The organism is Selenomonas oralis, assembly GCF_051603425.1.
Taxonomy (GTDB): Bacteria; Bacillota; Negativicutes; order Selenomonadales; family Selenomonadaceae; genus Selenomonas; species Selenomonas sputigena_A.
In genome coordinates this window covers 2,388,685-2,406,103 of record NZ_CP194411.1, presented here as the reverse complement: position 1 = coordinate 2,406,103, position 17,419 = coordinate 2,388,685, and the positions used below count along the sequence as shown (strand labels likewise).

Annotated in this window: 18 protein-coding genes; 16 read left to right on the top strand and 2 right to left on the bottom strand. The window is 54.3% G+C overall.

Annotation, left to right across the window (positions count from 1 at the left end; translation table 11 throughout):
• The first annotated feature begins 3 nt into the window (after positions 1 to 3).
• The 16 genes from ACRTGH_RS11350 to cobC all read left to right on the top strand — a co-directional run bounded on the left by ACRTGH_RS11350 (position 4) and on the right by cobC (position 14,521).
• Positions 4 to 573 (top strand): peptide-methionine (S)-S-oxide reductase, encoded by a 570-nt coding sequence (locus ACRTGH_RS11350; RefSeq protein WP_368845924.1) that lies wholly within the window; start codon positions 4 to 6, stop codon positions 571 to 573.
• A gap of 395 nt (positions 574 to 968) precedes the next feature.
• Positions 969 to 2,072, top strand: coding sequence for a cobalt-precorrin-5B (C(1))-methyltransferase CbiD (cbiD, locus tag ACRTGH_RS11345; RefSeq protein WP_368845925.1), 1,104 nt, complete (start codon positions 969 to 971; stop codon positions 2,070 to 2,072).
• Positions 2,054 to 2,680: a precorrin-6y C5,15-methyltransferase (decarboxylating) subunit CbiE gene (cbiE, locus tag ACRTGH_RS11340; protein ID WP_368845926.1), complete on the top strand. Its 627-nt coding sequence runs from the start codon at positions 2,054 to 2,056 to the stop codon at positions 2,678 to 2,680. The genes cbiD and cbiE overlap by 19 nt, the downstream gene beginning before the upstream one ends.
• Positions 2,677 to 3,264 (top strand): precorrin-6Y C5,15-methyltransferase (decarboxylating) subunit CbiT, encoded by a 588-nt coding sequence (cbiT, locus tag ACRTGH_RS11335; RefSeq protein WP_368845927.1) that lies wholly within the window; start codon positions 2,677 to 2,679, stop codon positions 3,262 to 3,264. Before cbiE ends, cbiT begins: the two co-directional genes overlap by 4 nt.
• A gap of 13 nt (positions 3,265 to 3,277) precedes the next feature.
• Entirely contained in the window at positions 3,278 to 4,036 is a 759-nt protein-coding gene (cobM, locus tag ACRTGH_RS11330) for a precorrin-4 C(11)-methyltransferase (protein WP_368845928.1), read from the top strand.
• Positions 4,033 to 5,088 carry a cobalt-precorrin 5A hydrolase gene (locus ACRTGH_RS11325; RefSeq protein ID WP_368845929.1) on the top strand — a complete coding sequence of 352 codons (1,056 nt, stop codon included), beginning with the start codon at positions 4,033 to 4,035 and terminating at the stop codon, positions 5,086 to 5,088. Before cobM ends, ACRTGH_RS11325 begins: the two co-directional genes overlap by 4 nt.
• Positions 5,076 to 5,816, top strand: coding sequence for a precorrin-3B C(17)-methyltransferase (gene cobJ, locus ACRTGH_RS11320; RefSeq protein ID WP_368845930.1), 741 nt, complete (start codon positions 5,076 to 5,078; stop codon positions 5,814 to 5,816). The genes ACRTGH_RS11325 and cobJ overlap by 13 nt, the downstream gene beginning before the upstream one ends.
• Positions 5,813 to 6,583, top strand: coding sequence for a precorrin-6A reductase (cobK, locus tag ACRTGH_RS11315; RefSeq protein WP_368845931.1), 771 nt, complete (start codon positions 5,813 to 5,815; stop codon positions 6,581 to 6,583). Before cobJ ends, cobK begins: the two co-directional genes overlap by 4 nt.
• 9 nt (positions 6,584 to 6,592) lie before the next feature.
• Positions 6,593 to 7,225: a precorrin-8X methylmutase gene (locus ACRTGH_RS11310; RefSeq protein WP_368845932.1), complete on the top strand. Its 633-nt coding sequence runs from the start codon at positions 6,593 to 6,595 to the stop codon at positions 7,223 to 7,225.
• Between the two features lie 12 nt (positions 7,226 to 7,237).
• Positions 7,238 to 8,644, top strand: a complete 1,407-nt coding sequence (locus ACRTGH_RS11305) for a cobyrinic acid a,c-diamide synthase CobB (protein WP_368845933.1) — start codon at positions 7,238 to 7,240, stop codon at positions 8,642 to 8,644.
• Positions 8,637 to 9,212: a bifunctional adenosylcobinamide kinase/adenosylcobinamide-phosphate guanylyltransferase gene (cobU, locus tag ACRTGH_RS11300; RefSeq protein ID WP_368845934.1), complete on the top strand. Its 576-nt coding sequence runs from the start codon at positions 8,637 to 8,639 to the stop codon at positions 9,210 to 9,212. Before ACRTGH_RS11305 ends, cobU begins: the two co-directional genes overlap by 8 nt.
• Before the next feature lie 31 nt (positions 9,213 to 9,243).
• Positions 9,244 to 10,779, top strand: coding sequence for a cobyric acid synthase (locus ACRTGH_RS11295; protein ID WP_368845935.1), 1,536 nt, complete (start codon positions 9,244 to 9,246; stop codon positions 10,777 to 10,779).
• A complete protein-coding gene (gene cbiB / locus ACRTGH_RS11290) occupies positions 10,773 to 11,738 on the top strand; it encodes an adenosylcobinamide-phosphate synthase CbiB (RefSeq protein WP_368845936.1) in 966 nt (321 codons plus the stop codon). Before ACRTGH_RS11295 ends, cbiB begins: the two co-directional genes overlap by 7 nt.
• Positions 11,739 to 11,762: 24 nt before the next feature.
• The gene (gene cobS / locus ACRTGH_RS11285) at positions 11,763 to 12,587 is read left to right on the top strand and encodes an adenosylcobinamide-GDP ribazoletransferase (RefSeq protein WP_368845937.1); all 825 of its coding nucleotides are present in this window, start codon (positions 11,763 to 11,765) and stop codon (positions 12,585 to 12,587) included.
• Between the two features lie 231 nt (positions 12,588 to 12,818).
• Positions 12,819 to 13,904 (top strand): threonine-phosphate decarboxylase CobD, encoded by a 1,086-nt coding sequence (cobD, locus tag ACRTGH_RS11280; protein WP_368846224.1) that lies wholly within the window; start codon positions 12,819 to 12,821, stop codon positions 13,902 to 13,904.
• A complete protein-coding gene (cobC, locus tag ACRTGH_RS11275) occupies positions 13,901 to 14,521 on the top strand; it encodes an alpha-ribazole phosphatase (RefSeq protein ID WP_368845938.1) in 621 nt (206 codons plus the stop codon). The genes cobD and cobC overlap by 4 nt, the downstream gene beginning before the upstream one ends.
• A gap of 285 nt (positions 14,522 to 14,806) precedes the next feature.
• Here cobC and ACRTGH_RS11270 read toward each other — a convergent pair whose 3' ends face one another.
• Positions 14,807 to 16,012 carry an MFS transporter gene (locus ACRTGH_RS11270; protein ID WP_368845939.1) on the bottom strand — a complete coding sequence of 402 codons (1,206 nt, stop codon included), beginning with the start codon at positions 16,010 to 16,012 and terminating at the stop codon, positions 14,807 to 14,809.
• Positions 16,013 to 16,043: 31 nt separating this feature from the next.
• The gene (gene mutY, locus ACRTGH_RS11265) at positions 16,044 to 17,207 is read right to left on the bottom strand and encodes an A/G-specific adenine glycosylase (protein ID WP_368845940.1); all 1,164 of its coding nucleotides are present in this window, start codon (positions 17,205 to 17,207) and stop codon (positions 16,044 to 16,046) included.
• Positions 17,208 to 17,419 lie beyond the last annotated feature (212 nt).

Sequence of the window (17,419 nt, the reverse complement as noted above, 5' to 3'; positions counted from 1 at the left end):
TTCTTGTATACGAAACGGCTTTATGTCTCCGGCGGCAGCTTCTATGAGCTGCAGGAGGTTTTTGACCATGTGCCCGGCGTCGTTGCGACGCGGACGGGTTATATCAATGCGGAGAGAGAGGAGCCGTCGTATGATGCGGTGAAGAGCGGCTGGATTTCCGCCATTATGGGACTTGAAATCGCCTATAACCCGAAGAAGACGGATATATCGCAGCTTCTCGATATTCTCTTTGCCGTTGTGAACCCCTACGAAAAAGATGGGCAGGGTGCGGCGAAAGGGCCGATGTATCAAAGCGGTGTATACTACAGTGACGCAGAAGATGCGCCTCTTGTGGAATATCACATGAATTTTATCATGAACCGCGGCAGGCCGCCCGCTGTAACGGAAGCAAATGTGACAGTCAACGACCCGAACCACAGTAAGAGACTGACACGCTGCTGCTATGCAAAGGCCGCGCCTCTGGGGAGTTTTCATCCGGCTGAGCCGGAACGGCAGCAATATCTTGCCCGCCATCCGCGCCGCAAGACGACGATTGATTTCAAGCGACTGCGGGATCTTGGGATATTGCAATAAAAATAGAGTCTGAGCCCCGGCGGCGCACGCTTGCCGGGGCTTGTATATTGTGCGCTGCTCTCTGTGCTTGATTTCTGGAGGTTTTATGGTAAACTTTCATGAAAGCAGCCAATCAGTCTGCGCCAAGGGCTTGACTTCTTGGGCTTTCATTGTAAGCTGTACGCACAAACATCCACTTTGTGGACATTGTGCGTCGCCCTTACATGAAAGCAGCCAATCAGTCTGCGCCAAGGGCTTGACTTCTTGGGCTTTCATTGTAAGCTGTACGCACAAACATCCACTTTGTGGACATTGTGCGTCGCCCTTACATGAAAGCGGCCAATCAGTCTGCGCCAAGGGCTTGACTTCTTGGGCTTTCATTGTACAATAAAAATGTTGTTGTGGGGGGGAGCGGTATGGCGAAGGAGATGCGGAACGGTTATACGACGGGAGCTTGTGCAGCGGCGGGAACGAAGGCTGCGCTTTTGTTTCTTGCGGGGGAATACTGCGAGACTGTGGATATCACTGCACTTGATGGTACGCCGCTTCATATCCCGATTCGTGAGGTCATCCGTACGCCTTCAGGAGCACGTGCCGAAGTCGTGAAGTTTTCGGGCGATGATCCGGATATCACGAATGGCGTTTCTGTTTTTACGGAAGTTGTTATTCGCCCCAATGGGACAGGTGTACACTTTCATGCGGGACGCGGTATCGGCACGGTTACGAAGCCCGGTCTGTCCGTACCGCCGGGAGAGCCATCCATCAATCCGGGGCCGCGGCAGCTCATTGGGAATGTCGTGGAGGATGTTCTCGGCAAGGATGGCAGTGCCGATATCACGATTTCTATTCCAGCGGGTGAGGCGCTTGCGAAACGCACACTGAATCCTATTCTTGGCATCATCGGCGGTATTTCAGTCATTGGCACAACAGGCGTTTTGCGTCCGATGTCGGAGGAGGGGTTTAAGAACTCCCTTGTGCCGCAAATCGATGTGGCGCTTGCAGCAGGTTTTGATACGCAGATTTTTGTGCCGGGAAAGATGGGGGAAAATGCAGCCGCGCGCTTCGGCTTGCCGCGTGAAGCCATCGTGCAGACGAGCAATTTCATCGGTTTCATGTTGGAGCGTGCGGCGGAGCGCAAGCTCAAGCGGGTTTTGCTCTTCGGGCATATTGGCAAGCTTTCGAAAGTTGCGGCGGGTGTCTTTTATACACACAACCGCATTGCTGATGGGCGTTTGGAGGCTTTGGCTGCCTATGCGGCTTCGGAAGGCTTGCCGCAAGCGGCTGTGCGTCGTATCCTTGAGGCGACGACGACGGAAGAGGTCTTGCCGCTTTTTGCCAAATACGGTTTGCAGAGGGTTTACGATATCCTTTGCGCACGTGCTTCGGCACGCGCCGAGCGGTACGTATTCCAAGACCTCCGCGTCGGTACGGCGATGACGACGCTCAAGGGAGAACTCTTGGGCATGGATGAAACAGCGAAAGAGATAGGCGGGGATTTTCATTGGAACATAGAATCGTAGTGGCGGGCATCGGGCCGGGCAATCCCGATTTCGTCCTGCCGGCGGCGCGCGCCGCTATCGAGAGCGCGGAAGTGCTCGTCGGCGGCAGCCGTGCTCTGGCGGATTTTGCGCGCCGGGGGCAGGAGACGATGACGATTCGCGGTGATATTGCCGCTGTGCTTGCATTTATTCGCGAGAAGCTGCAGAAGACGCATGTCGTTGTCATGGTGTCAGGCGATCCCGGTTATTATTCGTTGCTCGATGCTCTGCGGCGCGAGTTTCCGCCGCAGACACTCGTTGTCATCCCCGGCGTCAGCTCCTTGCAAGTGGCATTCGCGCGGCTCGCCCTGCCTTGGCACGAGGCGCGCCTCGCGTCCTTTCACGGACGCGTGCCGCAGGCGGAGGAAATTGCCTATAGGGAGGGGGCGCTGCTCGGACTTTTGACAGACCGCACGAATAACTCTCGCACGATTCCGCCACGGCTCATAGAGCTGGGATGGCCGCCGGAGTCGGAGCTCCATATCTGTTCGCGGCTCTCGTACGAGGATGAGCAGATCCTTCATACGACCCTTGCCGGGGCATCCTTGGTACCAGAAATCTCTCATGGTATTTTGGTGGTGAAAGCATGAAGCATTTTTTAGGCATTGAAGATGAAGAGTTCATTCGCGGCAAGGCGCCGATGACGAAGAAAGAAATCCGCATATTGACCTTGGCGGGAGCGAAGATCGGAAAAGCCGACATCGTTTGTGACATCGGCGCAGGAACGGGTTCGCTTTCTATCGAGGCGGCGCTTCTGGCAAAGGAAGGGCACGTCTACGCCGTGGAGCGCAAGGCGGAAGCGGCGGCTCTCATCCGACAGAATGCGGAAAAGTTTGGCGTCGAAAATCTCACGATCATTGAGAACGAGGCACCGAAAGGCTTGGAACAGCTGCCCGAAAGAATCGATGCGGCAATTATCGGCGGCACGGGCAGCCGTTTGGAAGAAATTCTGGATTTTCTCGATGCGCGCTTGAAGCCTGGCGGCTTTATTGTTATAAATTGTATCACGGTGCAGACGCTTGCAAGCTCGCTCGCGTATATGCGCAAGAAAAGAGGATATCTTTATGATACCGTTCAAGTGCAGGTGAATCGCCTGCGAAAGATAGGTCCTTACGACATGGCGGAGGCGATAAACCCCGTCTATATCATTTCCTGCCATAAGGCAAACGTGTAACAGGAGGAAGAATATGCAGGTATACATTGTCGGCGCAGGCGCGGGCGATCCCGAGCTTATTACGCTCAAGGGGCATCGGCTCCTGCAGGCAGCGGACGTCATCATCTATGCGGGCTCTCTCGTCAACCCGGCGCTTCTTGATTTTGCCAAGGCGGGTGCTGAGATTCACGATTCCGCTTCCATGACGCTTCCCGAGGTCATTGAAACGATTGAAAAGGCCGTGGCGAAAGGTCTTATGGTCGTGCGTCTCCATACGGGTGATCCGAGCATTTACGGTGCGATTCAAGAGCAGATGGATGTGCTCAAGAAGAAGAACATCGATTTCGAGGTCGTGCCGGGTGTGAGCTCCTTTCTCGCGACGGCAGCCGCTTTGAAGCAGGAGTACACCTTGCCGGGAATCTCGCAGACGGTCATCATCACGCGCAACGAGGGGCGCACGCCTGTGCCTGAGCGGGAGAAGCTGCGTTCGCTCGCCTCGCATCAGGCGACGATGTGCATCTTTCTCAGCATCACGATGCTTTCTGATGTCGTGGAAGAACTCATTGCGGGCGGTTATGCACCGGATACACCGATCGCCATCGTGCAGCGCGCTTCGTGGCCGGAGCAGAAAATCGTGCGCGCTACGTTGGAAACGATTGTGGCGGAAATCGCCGATAAGGGAATCGACCGTACGGCGATGATCGTCGTCAGTCGCTGCCTTGGGGCGGACTATGAACTTTCGCGCCTTTATGCACCGGAGTTCAGCCATATGTTCCGTGAAGCAAGCAAATGAGGTGCGCCGTATTCACGGCGACGCCGCGCGGCACGCGCACGGCTCTTCGCGTTCGAGCAGCGCTCGACATGAGTGTTGATATCTTCGTCAAGGAAGGGCAGGAAAGGCTGGAAGATACGCGTGTTTATGAGCGCCTTGCGCCGCAGGTTGCGGCAGCATTTCGTCAATACGATGCCTTGATTTTTGTCATGGCGACGGGAATTGCCGTGCGCATGATTGCAGGCTCTCTGCAGAGCAAACTCCAAGATCCCGCTGTCCTGGTGCTCGATGAAGAAGCTCGGCACGTCATCAGTCTGCTGTCAGGGCATATCGGCGGCGCAAATGAATTGACGCGTGAACTGGCGGCTTCGCTCGGCGCCGATCCCGTCATAACGACGGCGACAGATGTGCAGAAGAAACTCGCCGTCGATGTCGTCGCCGCACGCCTCGCCCTGCGCCCTTGCCCAAAGGAACAGATCAAGTGCTTCAACCGCGCTGTGCTGGAAGGAGAAGAGATCCGCTATGTGATTGATGCAAAGCTGTCGCGCGCGAGCTTTTATAAGAAGCGGCTTGACGATATGGGTTTGGCGTCTTTTCTGCGTGAAGAAGAGCCGTTGGAGGCGACGGTTCTGAGTGCATGGATTACAGAAAAAGCGGGTAACCCGTGCGAAAATCTCATCTATCTCATACCGCGTCGCCTGGTTGCCGGCATTGGTTGCCGGCGTGGAACAACGGTGACGGAGATTCGTGCAGCGCTTGAGGCGGCGCTCACGAAGGTCGGCCGCAGCCTGGCAGACGTATCGCTTCTGGCGAGTACGGAGGCGAAGGCTGCTGAGGAGGGGCTTTTGGCTCTGGCAGCGGAGCTCAAGAGGGAAATCCGTTTTTATTCCAATGAAAAAATGCAGGAGACGATCGATGCTTATGGCCTTACGGAGTCTCCTTTTGTCAAGGAAAATATCGGCATTGGTAATGTCGCGGAAGCCGCAGCACTTGCGAGCGTCTCGTCAGGCAGACTTGCCCTTGCCAAAACAAGATTCGAGAAAGTGACGGTGGCGCTTGTATGGCAAAAATAACAGTGGTGGGCATCGGTCCCGGCAGCTTGGAAGATATGACGCCTCGCGCGAAGCGGGCGATTGAGGAAGCGATCGTTGTCGCGGGATATACGACGTATATCAAGCTCATCGACGAACTTATCGGTGAGCGCGAGGTCATCGGTACGGGCATGATGCAGGAGATTGACCGCTGCCGCATGGCAGTGGAAACGGCGGCGAAGGGTAAGGATACCGTCGTCGTCTCGAGCGGCGATTCCGGCGTCTACGGCATGGCAGGGCTCGTCTTGGAGCTTCTCCTGCAGCGCGAGGCGGGCGATCGCCCCAAATTCGGCGGCGTCATCGCCGGCATTTCCGCTGTGAATGCGGCAGCTTCCATTTTGGGGGCACCGCTCATGCACGATTTTGCCGTCATCAGTCTCAGCGATTTGTTGACGCCTTGGGAGCTTATCAAAAAGCGTGCCAAGGCTGCGGCAGAAGCTGATTTCGTCGTCGCGCTCTACAATCCCAAAAGCAAGAAACGCGTGCAGAATATCGAGGAGATACGCGAAATCTTCCTCGGCTGCCGTGCGGCAGATACGCCCGTTGGCATTGTGAACCATGCGGCGCGTGATGCCGAGAGCAAAACGATTTCGACACTGGAGGATTTCACGAAGGAGAAGATTGACATGTTCTCGCTTGTCATCATCGGCAATAGCCGCACCTATATGAAGGAAGGATATATGATTACGCCGCGGGGCTACGAAGTATGATTTTTGTGGCAGCGGGTACACAAGATGGCCGGGAACTTGCGGGTTTTTTACTCGAAAAGGGGCAGGAAGTTACGGCATCGGTCGTGAGCCGCTACGGCGAGGAGCTTCTGTCGCGCTATCCAGGCATCTGCATAAATGATCGTCCTTTGGATGAAGCGGCGCTTGCGGCTTATTGCCGCGAGCACGATGTGGCCGTATTCGTCGATGCGAGCCATCCTTATGCAGCGAACCTTTCAGAAAATGCCATGCGCGCCTGCCGCGCGTGCGGTATCCCGTATATCCGCTATGAGCGTCAGAGTGTGCCCCTCGATTATGCAAAAGCGCATTATGTCGCAGACTATGAGGAGGCGGCAGAGGTTGCGGCTTCTTTGGGAAAGAACATCTTCCTCACGACGGGCAGCCATAACCTCAAGGTGTTCAAGGAAGCGCCGGCACTGCAGGACTGCGTGCTGACGGCACGGGTCCTGCCCGATCCTACGGTCGTCGCGGAGTGTGCGGCACTGGGCTTTCGTCCGAGCCATATCGTCGCTTTGCAGGGACCGTTCTCCGAGGTGCTTAACGAGGAGCTTTACAAAAAATACGAGGCGGATGTCGTCGTCACGAAGAATGGCGGTACGGTCGGCGGCGCCGATACGAAGTTTGCGGCAGCGATGAAGCTCGGTCTGCCGCTCGTCATCGTCGAACGGCCGCGCATCGCTTACGAGCATATGGCACAGAACTTTGAAGAGGTTCTGGCGTTTATTTATCAAAAGAGAAAAGATAAGTGAGGTTACAGCATGGACTTTATCAAGCAGCCGATGGAGATTGAAAACCGCAGCATGGAAATCATCGCGCCGTATCTGGCAGATCTCCACCTTTCGGAAGCGGAAGTCAAGGTGTACTCGCGCATGATCCATGCGTCGGGAGATGTGGACTACGCGAAGGTCATCCGCCTTCATCCGCAGGCAATCGAGGAGATGCAGCAGGCGCTCAGGAAAGGCGCACATATTTACACCGATGTTGAAATGGTGCGCACGGGCATCAATAAGAAAAAGCTTGCTTCCTTCGGCGGTGAGGTGCATTGCCTCGTGGCCGATGAGAAGATTGCTGCTGAGGCAAAGGCACAGGGCATCACGCGTTCCATGGCTGCCATGCGTTCTTTCGGCAAGGCGCTCGATGGCGCGATTATCGCCATTGGCAATGCGCCGACAGCGCTTTTCGAGGTGCTGCGCATGGTGGAAGAAGACGGCATACGTCCGGCGGCCATTGTCGGCATCCCCGTCGGCTTCGTCGGGGCGGCGGATTCCAAGGAGCTTCTGGCAAAGAATGACAAAGTGCCGTACATCACGGTGGAAGGAACGAAGGGCGGCAGTCCGATTGCGGCATCTGTCGTCAATGCCGTCATGTATCTCATCGACAATACGCGCTGAGGAGAAATCGCTATGGAGCAACGGATTCCGCGTCTCGTCATTGCCGCGACGCAGAGCGGTTCGGGCAAGACAACGCTCGTGACGGGCATCCTCGCTGCGCTTCGTGCACAGGGGCTGCGCGTGCAGTCTTACAAGGTTGGTCCCGACTACATCGATCCCGGCTATCATGCACTCGCGAGCGGATTGCCTGCGCACAATCTTGACACATGGCTTATGCCTCCGGAGCGTCTCAAGGAGATTTTTGCACGCACGGCGCAGGGAGCGGATCTCGCTTTGATCGAGGGCGTCATGGGGCTTTATGACGGCGGTAGGAAGGGCGTGAGTTCTACAGCGGAAATCGCCAAATTGCTCGATGCGCCTGTGCTGCTCGTCATCGATGCCAAGTCGATGGGAGCGTCGGCTGCGGCGATCGCTCTCGGTTTTCGCCGCTACGATCCCGAGGTCAAGCTGGAGGGTGTTCTCTTGAACCGCTTGGGTTCGGATACGCACGAGGCGATGATTCGTGAGGCGATGGCGAAGGTCGATATGCCCGTTTTGGGTGCGATGCGCCGCGATGATTCGCTTAAGATGCCGGAGCGGCACTTGGGGCTTCTGCCTGCAGAAGAGAATGAAGAGCGCGACATCGTGAGGAAAATGGGCGAAAAAGCGGCGCTGTCAGTCAATCTTACGGCGCTCATCCGACTTGCATCTGATGCCGTGCCGTTTGCTTTGCCGCAAGAGCAGATTTTTTCGGCGCGGAAAGAAGCAGGACCGCAGCAATCCAAGGTACGGATTGCTGTCGCGCGTGATGAGGCATTTTCCTTCTATTATCCCGAAAGCCTCGAAGTGTTGGAATCGCTTGGTGCGGAAATCTTCTTTTTCAGTCCTCTGAAGGATGTGGTTTTGCCAGAGGCGGATGGTGTTCTCCTGGGCGGCGGATTCCCCGAGATGTTTGCCGAAGAGCTGGCGGCGAACGTGTCGCTGCGCCGTTCTCTGCGTGATGCGGGCGATATGGGGATGCCGATTTATGCCGAGTGCGGCGGTTACATGTATTTGATGGAAAAACTTGTGGACTTCGACGGCAAATCATACGAGATGGTGGGGTTGATTCCTTCTGCCGTGCAGATGAATCGCAGACTGCAAATGGTCGGTTACGTCGAGGCGGAGCTTTGCTGCGATACGATTCTTGGAGCGTGCGGCAAAAAGCTGCGCGGTCACGAGTTCCATTTTTCGACGGAGCTAGTGCAGGAGGAAGCGCATGTTCCACGAGCCTTTACCTTCACGCGCATGAGGAATGGTGCACGTTATGCAGCAGGTTATGCGAAAGGAGCGGTGCTTGGCTCTTATCTGCATTTGCATTTCGCCGGTTGCCCTGAAGCGGCAAAATCTTTCATTGAGGCCTGCCGTTTGCAGAGGGAAAGGAGGACGGCAGATGGGTAAGATTGTTCTCGTCACAGGAGGTGCGCGAAGTGGTAAGAGCCGCTTTGCTGAGCAGTATGCAGCTCGCTTCGGGAAGAACGTCGCCTATATTGCAACGGCGGGCGTCTATGACGAAGAGATGGCGTTCCGCGTCAAGCTGCACCGTGAGCGCCGTCCCCGGGATTGGCATACATGGGAGGCGCCTGAAGACGCTCATCGTGCCATTGAGGCGGCTGGCGAAACGCACGATATGATTCTCTTCGACTGCCTGACGCTCTACATCAGTAATCTTCTGTGCGCTTTGGAAAGTGTTCGTGATTCTGCGGCGAACTATGCTCTTATACGTGAGAAGATCGGACTTTTGCTTGAAACGGCGAAAAAGCAGCAGGGAACGACAATTTTTGTGACGAATGAGGTGGGCGCAGGCATTGTGCCTGAGAATCATCTCGCACGCGAATACCGTGACATCACGGGCATTGCCAACCAGCTGACGGCGCGCGAAGCGACGGAGGTCTACTTCGTTTCCTGCGGCATTGCCGTTGACTTCAAGAAGCTTGCTGTGCCGTGGCAGGACGGCGGATCGGAATAATACATTCTTTGTTTCACGGGAGGAATGGCTTTTGGCGAACTACATCATGATGATGGGGACGAGCTCGCATGTGGGGAAGAGTATCCTGACGACGGCACTCTGCCGCATCTTTCGGCAGGAGGGACGGCGTGTCGTTCCTTTTAAGGCGCAGAATATGGCTCTCAACTCCTATGTCACGAAAGATGGCTTGGAGATGGGGCGCGCGCAGGTTGCCCAAGCGGAAGCTGCAGGACTTGAGCCGTTCGTTGACATGAATCCTGTTTTGCTGAAGCCAACGGGAAATTCCTGTTCGCAGGTCGTCCTCATGGGAAAGCCCGTCGGCAATATGACGGCGAAGGAATACCATCAAGGTTATTCGCTCAAGGCGTTTGCTGCGGTCAAAGAGGCTCTGGCGCGCCTTGACGCAGAGTATGAGACTGTTGTCATCGAGGGGGCAGGCAGCCCTGCGGAAGTCAACCTCAAGGCGAATGACATCGTCAACATGCGCGTGGCGAAGTATCTGAATGCGCCTGTTCTGCTTATCGCCGATGTTGACCGCGGCGGTGCGCTCGCTTCTCTCGTCGGTACGCTGGAACTTTTGGAAGAGGATGAGCGGGAGCTCGTCAAAGGGCTCGTCGTCAACAAGTTTCGCGGTGACATCTCCCTCTTTACGCCTGCTGTCGAATTTTTAGAGAAAAAGACGGGCAAGCCCGTGCTCGGCGTCATTCCGCACATAGAGGAAATGGGTATTGATGACGAGGATTCCGTATCCTTAGAGGAAAAGGCGGAAAAAGCGGAGGGAAAAGAGCTTAATCTTGCAGTCGTTCGCACACCGAAGATTTCCAATTTTACGGATTTTGACAGCTTGGAGAATGAGCCTGATGTTGCTTTGCGCTACGTTCGTGAGGCTGAGGCGTTGGGGACCCCCGACTTGATTCTCTTGCCGGGCAGCAAGAACACGTCGGAGGACATGCGTTGGCTGGAAGCGTCGGGACTCGCGGCGAAAATTCGTGAAGCACATGAAAAGGGAGCCGCCGTCATAGGTATTTGCGGCGGATACCAGATGCTTGGCGAAAAGATCTTCGACCCGCATCATACGGAGTCTGTTTTTGACAGTACGTCAGGTCTTGGACTTCTCGGTTTGCAGACGACGTTTCATGAAGAAAAGCTGACTTCTCAGGTCGTCGCTTCGACCAAGGAACTTCCTTTTCTTGGCAAACGGATTTCTGCCGAGGGCATTAGGGGTTATGAGATTCATATGGGAAAGACCGAATTTTTGCGTGAAAGCGACAGACATCCCCTTCGCGTGCAAGAACGGCGCGGCGAGTCTTGTGACGCTGTGGAGGGAACAGTGAATGAAGAGGAAAACGTCTTAGGCACATACATTCACGGATTTTTTGATCACGACGGCCTGCGCCGCGCCTTGCTCAACGCCTTGCGCGAAAAGAAGGGGCTTTCTCCGCTTGCCGTAACACGCAATCGCTATCGCGAGAAGGAAGAGAGTTACGACCGTCTTGCTGCTGTTGTGCGTGAGCATCTCGATCTGGATAAGCTGCGAGAAATCATGGGGGAACGGGGCGGATGCTGACAGCTGTTCTCTCGTTTTTCATCGACTGTATCCTCGGCGACCCGCGTTCGTGCCTCCATCCTGTCGTATTGATCGGCAATCTCATCGCTTGGTTGGAGCATTGCTTTTATCATCCTGAAGATACGAACGAGAAGAAGCTGCTTCTTGGCGGTGTACTCGCCCTTATCGTGCTTGTCGTTTGCTACGAAGTCACTTGGTGCGTCCTGCAGCTTGTGGCGCTCATTCCCTTGCCGCATCTGGGCTTGGCGCTGGAAGCCTTGCTGCTTGCCTTCATGATTTCACCGAAGAGCCTTGCGGCGGCGGGCATGGAGATACGCGCCCTCCTCAAAGAAGGTGATCTTTCAGAAGCGCGCAGGAAGGTCGGCTGGATTGTGGGACGCGATACGGAAAAGCTCAGTGCGTCGGAGGCGTCACGTGCCGCAATCGAAACCGTGGCCGAAAATACGGTTGACGGCGTCATCGCACCGCTTTTTTTCTATTTGCTTGGCGGTTTGCCGTTCGCCGTGCTCTACCGGGCGGCGAACACGATGGATTCGATGCTCGGTTACAAGAACGCGAAATATCTGTACTTCGGCAGGGTGGCGGCTCGTCTTGACGATGTGCTCAACTACATTCCCGCGCGCCTCACAGGCGTTCTTTTCGTGCTCGCGGCTTTTTTGCTGCGCTTCAATGGAAGCGGCGCATGGCAGATGCTGCGCCGCGATGCAGCAAAGCATCCGAGCCCGAATGGCGGTCATGCCGAAGCTCCCGTGGCGGGTGCGCTCGACATACGCTTGGGGGGCAACAACTACTATTTCGGTGAACCGCACTTCCGCGCCTATATGGGGGAAGCCGTGCGGGAAATCGAAGCTGATGATATACAGAGAACCGTGCGCCTTATGTATACGGTTACAGTACTTTTTTTGCTCTTTGCTTACGGAGGATTCCTTCTTTGGCAGCAGCGGGCAATGTTTTTTTGAAGCGAAGCGGACGGGGGTGTTTTCGTGCGTGCATTTTTTATCGGGCTGCAGTTTCTCACGCGCATTTCGATTGTGGAGCAGAAAGATTGGTGCGAGAAAGATTTTGCCGACAGCGTGCGTTATTTCCCGTTGATCGGCCTGGTGCTCGGTCTCATTTATGCTGCTTTTGCTGCACTCCTGCTGTTCCTTTTGCCGCAGAACGGCTTTTTCGTGCCGCTCCATGTTGTTGCAGCGGCTCTGCTGATCTTGCCGCTTCTCCTGACCGGCGGCCTTCACTGCGACGGTTTCATGGACACGATGGATGGGCTCTTTTCAGGACGCTCGCGCGAACGCATGTTGGAAATCATGAAGGACAGTCGCGTGGGAGCGAACGGCGTCTTTGCTTTCGTTTTGCTGATGATTCTCGATTGGTCGATTTTGCTTGACCTTATGCAAACCGCAGTGCTCATTCCTGCCTTGCTATTCATGCCCGTCATCGCGCGCCTGATGATGGTTGCTGCCATTGCTTTATTTCCTTATGCACGTTCCGAGGGGATGGGGAAGGCGTTCAAGGATGGCGGCACGAAGCCCGTGCTTTACGGTGTCTTTTTTTATACGCTGCTGATCTCCTCCTTGCTGGGTGTTGCGGCGGAATTTTGCGGCAGCTTTCCCTTGCGTGCAGGCATTCTGTCCTCGTGGCTTTTTTTCCCGGCAGTGGTCATACTTGCCGCGCTCCTCTTTACGATCTTTTTCGCAAGTTACGCAACGCGCTATCTCGGCGGCTTGACCGGAGATGTATACGGTGCGATCACGACGCTGACGGAAACGCTCGTGCTTTTGTGTTTTTTGCTGCTTACTTCTTTTGTTTGATTGAGCAAGCAGACGGTTTGACGTAATCTTTCAAGAGATATGTTCAGCCGCTATGCGAAGCGGCATGTCTTCCGGTTGTTCCCGGTTTCAGCGACGGCATATCATAGAATCGTGCTGACATATCTCTTCACGCCCTTACAGAAACCTGGCCAATCGGTCTGCGCCTTCGGCTTGACCTCTTGGGGTTTCATGGTAAAATGAAGGGAAGATGGTTGAGAGGAGGACGAGCTTCTGCAAAGGTATGAGCATGGCGGCAATGTTTATGAAACTTGTCCGACGGGCGGTTCATGGCTCGATTTCAGTGCGAATATCAGTCCTCTGGGTTTGTCGCCGCTTGTGCGGGAAGCTATAGTTTCCCATGTCGATGAGATTGTCAACTATCCTGATCCTAAAGTGCGAGCCTTGAAGGCGGCGATTGCTTCGTTTTATGGTGTGCCGCAGGAGGAAATTGTGCTCGGCAACGGCGCGGCGGAGCTTTTTTATTGCTTTTTTTATACTGTGCGTCCCAGGCGGGTTCTTTTGCCCGTGCCGTCCTTCAGCGAGTATGAAAGGGCGGCGCGGGCTGCAGGAGCGGAAGTCCGATATCTTCCTTTATTGCAAAGTCAAGGTTTTTCTTTTGCTTCGGAAGCAGCGGAGGAGCAGCTTCCGAATGCAGATGTTGTTGTGCTTTGCAGTCCGAACAATCCAACAGGCCGCCTACTGGACCGCAAAGAATTGTGCGCCTTCCTTGAACTGTCGGAGGAGCATGGCGTGTGGGTCATCATGGATGAATCTTTCTTGGATTTTCGTGAAGATCGCGAGAAATATACCGTGCGTCATCTCACGAAAAAATATCCGCATCTTTTTGTCGTACAGTCCATGACAAAATTTTTTGCGCTTCCTGGGCTGCGTCTGGGGTTCGGTGTTGCCGTGCCAGAGCTTTGCCGTTCTCTGGAAGCCGGAAAAGACGTTTGGAATGTGAACTCGCTCGCACAGGCAGCAGGTATTGCTGCTCTTGCTGACCTGGAATATCAGGAGGCGGCACGGCGTTTTGTCTGTGGAGAAAAGGAATTTCTTGCCGCGGAACTTGCTAAATTATCGGGAATCGAGGTTTTTGCCCCTTCGGTAAATTTCATTTTTTTTCGTTTACGCCATGGGAATGATTTTTTGCAGCGTCTTCTCGCCGCTCTTCGGCAACGCGGCATCTTGCTGCGTGATTGCAGCAATTACCCGGGACTTTCTGGTGCATATCTGCGAACGGCGGTGCGATGTCGTGAGGAAAATGAGCGTCTGCTTTCTGCAATGCAGGCGATTTGGAAGGAGTTGGACGCGATATGACGAAGATTTATCTGGTGCGCCACGGACAAACGGAGTGGAATGTGGGGGGACGCTTCCAGGGACATTCCGATGTGGAGCTTGCTGAGACCGGCATACGGCAGGCTGAGTGTTTAGCGGAACATTTTCCGGCAGAAAAAATTGATGCCATTTATTCGAGTGATTTGCAGCGTGCTGTGTCGACAGCGGAGTTTCTTGCCGAGCGCTTTGGCTGTGAGGTACAGAAGACGGAAAACCTGCGTGAAATGAATTTTGGCGCGTGGGAGGGGTTGACATTTGAACAAATTGTGGAGAAGTGGCCTGAGGCAGGGGAACAGATTTTTTCTGCACCGGATGAATTGAAACCGCCGGGTGGCGAAACGTTCCAAGATGTGGAAGAGAGAGCGGCGCGGACACTTGAGAAAATCACATCTGAACATGAGGGGCAAAGAATCATCCTAGTGGCACATGGCGCTTTTTTGCGCACGATACTTACCTATGCGCTCCATATGCCGCTGCGTTACGTTTGGCGCCTCCGCCAAGGGAATACGGCGGTCAGTCGTTTGACACACGGCGGACATCACTTCACTGTCGATTATGTAAATAGTATCGCGCATTTGGAGCATTTAAAGGGAGCTTGACTGTGTTCGCTCCCGATGGATAAAAACCGCCGCTCTTGCGGGCGGCGGTCAGCTCCGTTGCAGCTGTTCATGGATCAGTTTTCCAACTGCGTTGGCGAACTGGTCTATTTTTATGCGGATGAAATTTTCGCCGAAGAGCTTATGTGCGGCAGGAAATTAGGAAATTCCTCATGGGCGGCCCAAATACGCCGGAAGATGGCGGCAGGTCAATTCGTTTTTTACAATATGGGGGCAGCGTTCCCCGTGCAGGGTGCCGTAAGTGGGAGAAAGACCATGTCGTATAGTCTATGCGGTTTTGAAGAGTTTGCGCAGCCCGCGAACTCTGGTAAAGCGCTGATGGATGAAAACTGCAAGGGCAAGCAGGATCGTGCCGGCGAGAAAGAAAACGTATTTCATACCGAAGAATGTTGCGATAAGACCGCCGAGAACGGGACCTGCTATGGAACCTATTTGCTGCGCGGCGAAGAGGAGGCCGAAGATTTGCCCCTTGGCATCGGCAGGGCTGTGATGTGCGAGAAGTGCATTGATGGCGGGGTGGATGCCTGCAAAAAAGAGACCGCAGATAAACTGCATGACAGCAAAGGTGCAGAGATCATCAGGAATTCCCTGGAACATGATTCCTGCACCTGCACAGCCGAGTGCAAACATCATGGAGCGGATGAAGCCGCGACGTTGCCCGAAAGCTCCCCAAGCCGGTGCCGCTATTGCTCCGGCGATGCCGCCGAGAGAAAAGACGAGGCCGGAAACAAAGACGAGGTTTGGTAAATTTCCTGCAAGTGAGACAATGTATGTTGTGATGATGGGCTGAAGGATGAGGATGACCATTTGCACGAGAAGCCCGGCGATGAGAAGATGGCGTATCAGAGGCAGGGAAAGAAGGGAATGATGTTTTTGGTCGGTGTTTTCACTTGCTTTCGGTTTTGTTGCTGGCGGTTCTTTGATGATGAAGATGAACATCAAACAATTTAGAAAGAGTGCGGCTGCGCCGACGAAAAAAGACAGTCTCATGCCGAAGAATTCGGCAAGCGTACCGCCGAGGAGGGGGCCGATGACGCCGCCCGCCGTCAGGACGCCTTGCATGATGCCGAGACAGAGCCCCAAGCGTGCAGGCGGCGCGTAAACGGACATGATGGCGAGATCCATAGGCCAAAGGCCGGCACTGAAGCCTTGCACAAGGCGTGCGGCGACGAGCTGTTCCGGCGTCTGGACAATGCCGCAGAGGAGATAACTCAAGGAGAGAAGGAGACTTGAGCGAATCGCCATAAGTCTTTTGCCGTGCCGGTCGGCAAGACGGCCCCAAATCGGCGCCATAATGGCACTGACGACAAAGGAAGCAGAGAAGACGAGTCCCGACCAAAGGTTGACAGAATTTTGGGCAACGTCGAGTTCATTTGTTAAATAGAGTGGTAAAAACGGAATGAGCATTGTATAGCTTGCAGACATAAAAAGAATGTTGCAGACCAGGACGGCAAGAGTGAGTTTCCAGTTCATAACGTACCTCGAGAAGAAATGCTGCAGCAATTTATATTTCCGATATATAGGGAAAATAGCTGCGGTAGGCGGCAGGGATGCTGTAGGTATCAAGCATCTCTTTTTCTGTTGCCCAGAAAAAAGAAGGAGATTCCTTGGGTATACTGCCATAAGAGACAGATGTTTCGCGAAGTTGGGAAGAATGCGAGGAAAATGTTTGGAGAGCGGGAGGGGGGCTTGGCTCATCGATTTCGATTCGCCAGCCGATCATTTGCCATGTGATATGAGAGAATATATGCTTTGCTGCTGGAAGTTTCGTAAGTTTTGCAGGGGAAAAGCCCAACAAATGGAGTTCTTTCATCAGTTCTTCTTTGCTCCAATGGCCAGGAAGTGAGGGCAGCCCCCAAAGTCCTGCAAGGAGCCCTTTTGAAGGACGTTTTTTCAGGGCGATTTTTCCGTTCTGCGACAGTATAAGAATCGTGAGTTTTTCCGTGCGTCTTTTCTTCGGCGGAGTCTTTTTAGGCAATTCTGCTTGAATTCCCAGATCTGCTGCCAGGCAAAAGCGCTTTAGCGGGCAGTCGGGACATCGTGCCGCACCGCGCGGCAAGCAAATGAGTGCGCCTAATTCCATCAAAGCCTGGTTGAAATCGCCGGGCTTTTGGGGAAGACGTGCAAGCAGGGCTTCTTCTACCGCGCGTTTCGTACTTTCCTTGAGGATATCGGCAGATGAGGCGATGAGGCGCATGACGACGCGCAGTACATTGCCGTCTACCGCTGCCGTACGTTTCCCGAAGGCAATGGAAGAGACGGCGCCTGCTGTATAGCGTCCGATGCCGGGCAAGGTGAGAAGCGCATCGAAGTCTGCGGGCAGTTCGCCGCTAAAGCTGCGGCAAACGATGCGCGCCGCTTCTCGCAGATGACGTGCGCGGCTATAATATCCGAGACCCTCCCAAAGCTTCAGCAGCGTGTCCTCATCCGCTTCGGCAAGTGCATGGACATCAGGCAAGGCTTCAATGAAACGTGAAAAATAAGGCTTTACGGCTTCGACTCGAGTCTGTTGAAGCATGATTTCCGAAATCCATACGCGATACGGTGTTGGCTCTTCGCGCCAGGGCAGAGAGCGCTTTTCGCCGTAAAACCACAACAGGAGAGGTTCGACAATTCCGTCGAGTGCCCGCGCGTTGCTCAAGATGCTTTTTTTCGCTGTTTTTGCCATGCGATGCCTCCTGCAATGTCGTTTCGGATAGGTAAGCCTTTTAAATTTTGTTTGCCAAGAGTATTTGATCCGCTTCTTTTGGTGCTGCTCATAAAAGACTTTCTATAATTATACCTATATTTTTCATGGAAACAAGAGGAAAATCCTGTTGACAAACAAAGGGTATATTGCCATAATGTATACATGTTTACAACAGGTACAGGTGTTAGGAG

What these genes read in the sequence shown, in the direction of transcription:
- cobC (WP_368845938.1), top strand. Translation starts at nt 13,901, where the DNA reads ATGACGAAGATTTATCTGGTGCGCCACGGACAAACGGAGTGGAATGTG.
- cobJ (WP_368845930.1), top strand. Translation starts at nt 5,076, where the DNA reads ATGGCAAAAATAACAGTGGTGGGCATCGGTCCCGGCAGCTTGGAAGAT.
- ACRTGH_RS11325 (WP_368845929.1), top strand. Translation starts at nt 4,033, where the DNA reads ATGAGGTGCGCCGTATTCACGGCGACGCCGCGCGGCACGCGCACGGCT.
- cbiD (WP_368845925.1), top strand. Translation starts at nt 969, where the DNA reads ATGGCGAAGGAGATGCGGAACGGTTATACGACGGGAGCTTGTGCAGCG.
- cobU (WP_368845934.1), top strand. Translation starts at nt 8,637, where the DNA reads ATGGGTAAGATTGTTCTCGTCACAGGAGGTGCGCGAAGTGGTAAGAGC.
- mutY (WP_368845940.1), bottom strand. Translation starts at nt 17,207, where the DNA reads ATGGCAAAAACAGCGAAAAAAAGCATCTTGAGCAACGCGCGGGCACTC.
- cbiT (WP_368845927.1), top strand. Translation starts at nt 2,677, where the DNA reads ATGAAGCATTTTTTAGGCATTGAAGATGAAGAGTTCATTCGCGGCAAG.
- cobK (WP_368845931.1), top strand. Translation starts at nt 5,813, where the DNA reads ATGATTTTTGTGGCAGCGGGTACACAAGATGGCCGGGAACTTGCGGGT.
- cbiB (WP_368845936.1), top strand. Translation starts at nt 10,773, where the DNA reads ATGCTGACAGCTGTTCTCTCGTTTTTCATCGACTGTATCCTCGGCGAC.
- cobM (WP_368845928.1), top strand. Translation starts at nt 3,278, where the DNA reads ATGCAGGTATACATTGTCGGCGCAGGCGCGGGCGATCCCGAGCTTATT.
- ACRTGH_RS11270 (WP_368845939.1), bottom strand. Translation starts at nt 16,012, where the DNA reads ATGAACTGGAAACTCACTCTTGCCGTCCTGGTCTGCAACATTCTTTTT.
- ACRTGH_RS11305 (WP_368845933.1), top strand. Translation starts at nt 7,238, where the DNA reads ATGGAGCAACGGATTCCGCGTCTCGTCATTGCCGCGACGCAGAGCGGT.
- ACRTGH_RS11310 (WP_368845932.1), top strand. Translation starts at nt 6,593, where the DNA reads ATGGACTTTATCAAGCAGCCGATGGAGATTGAAAACCGCAGCATGGAA.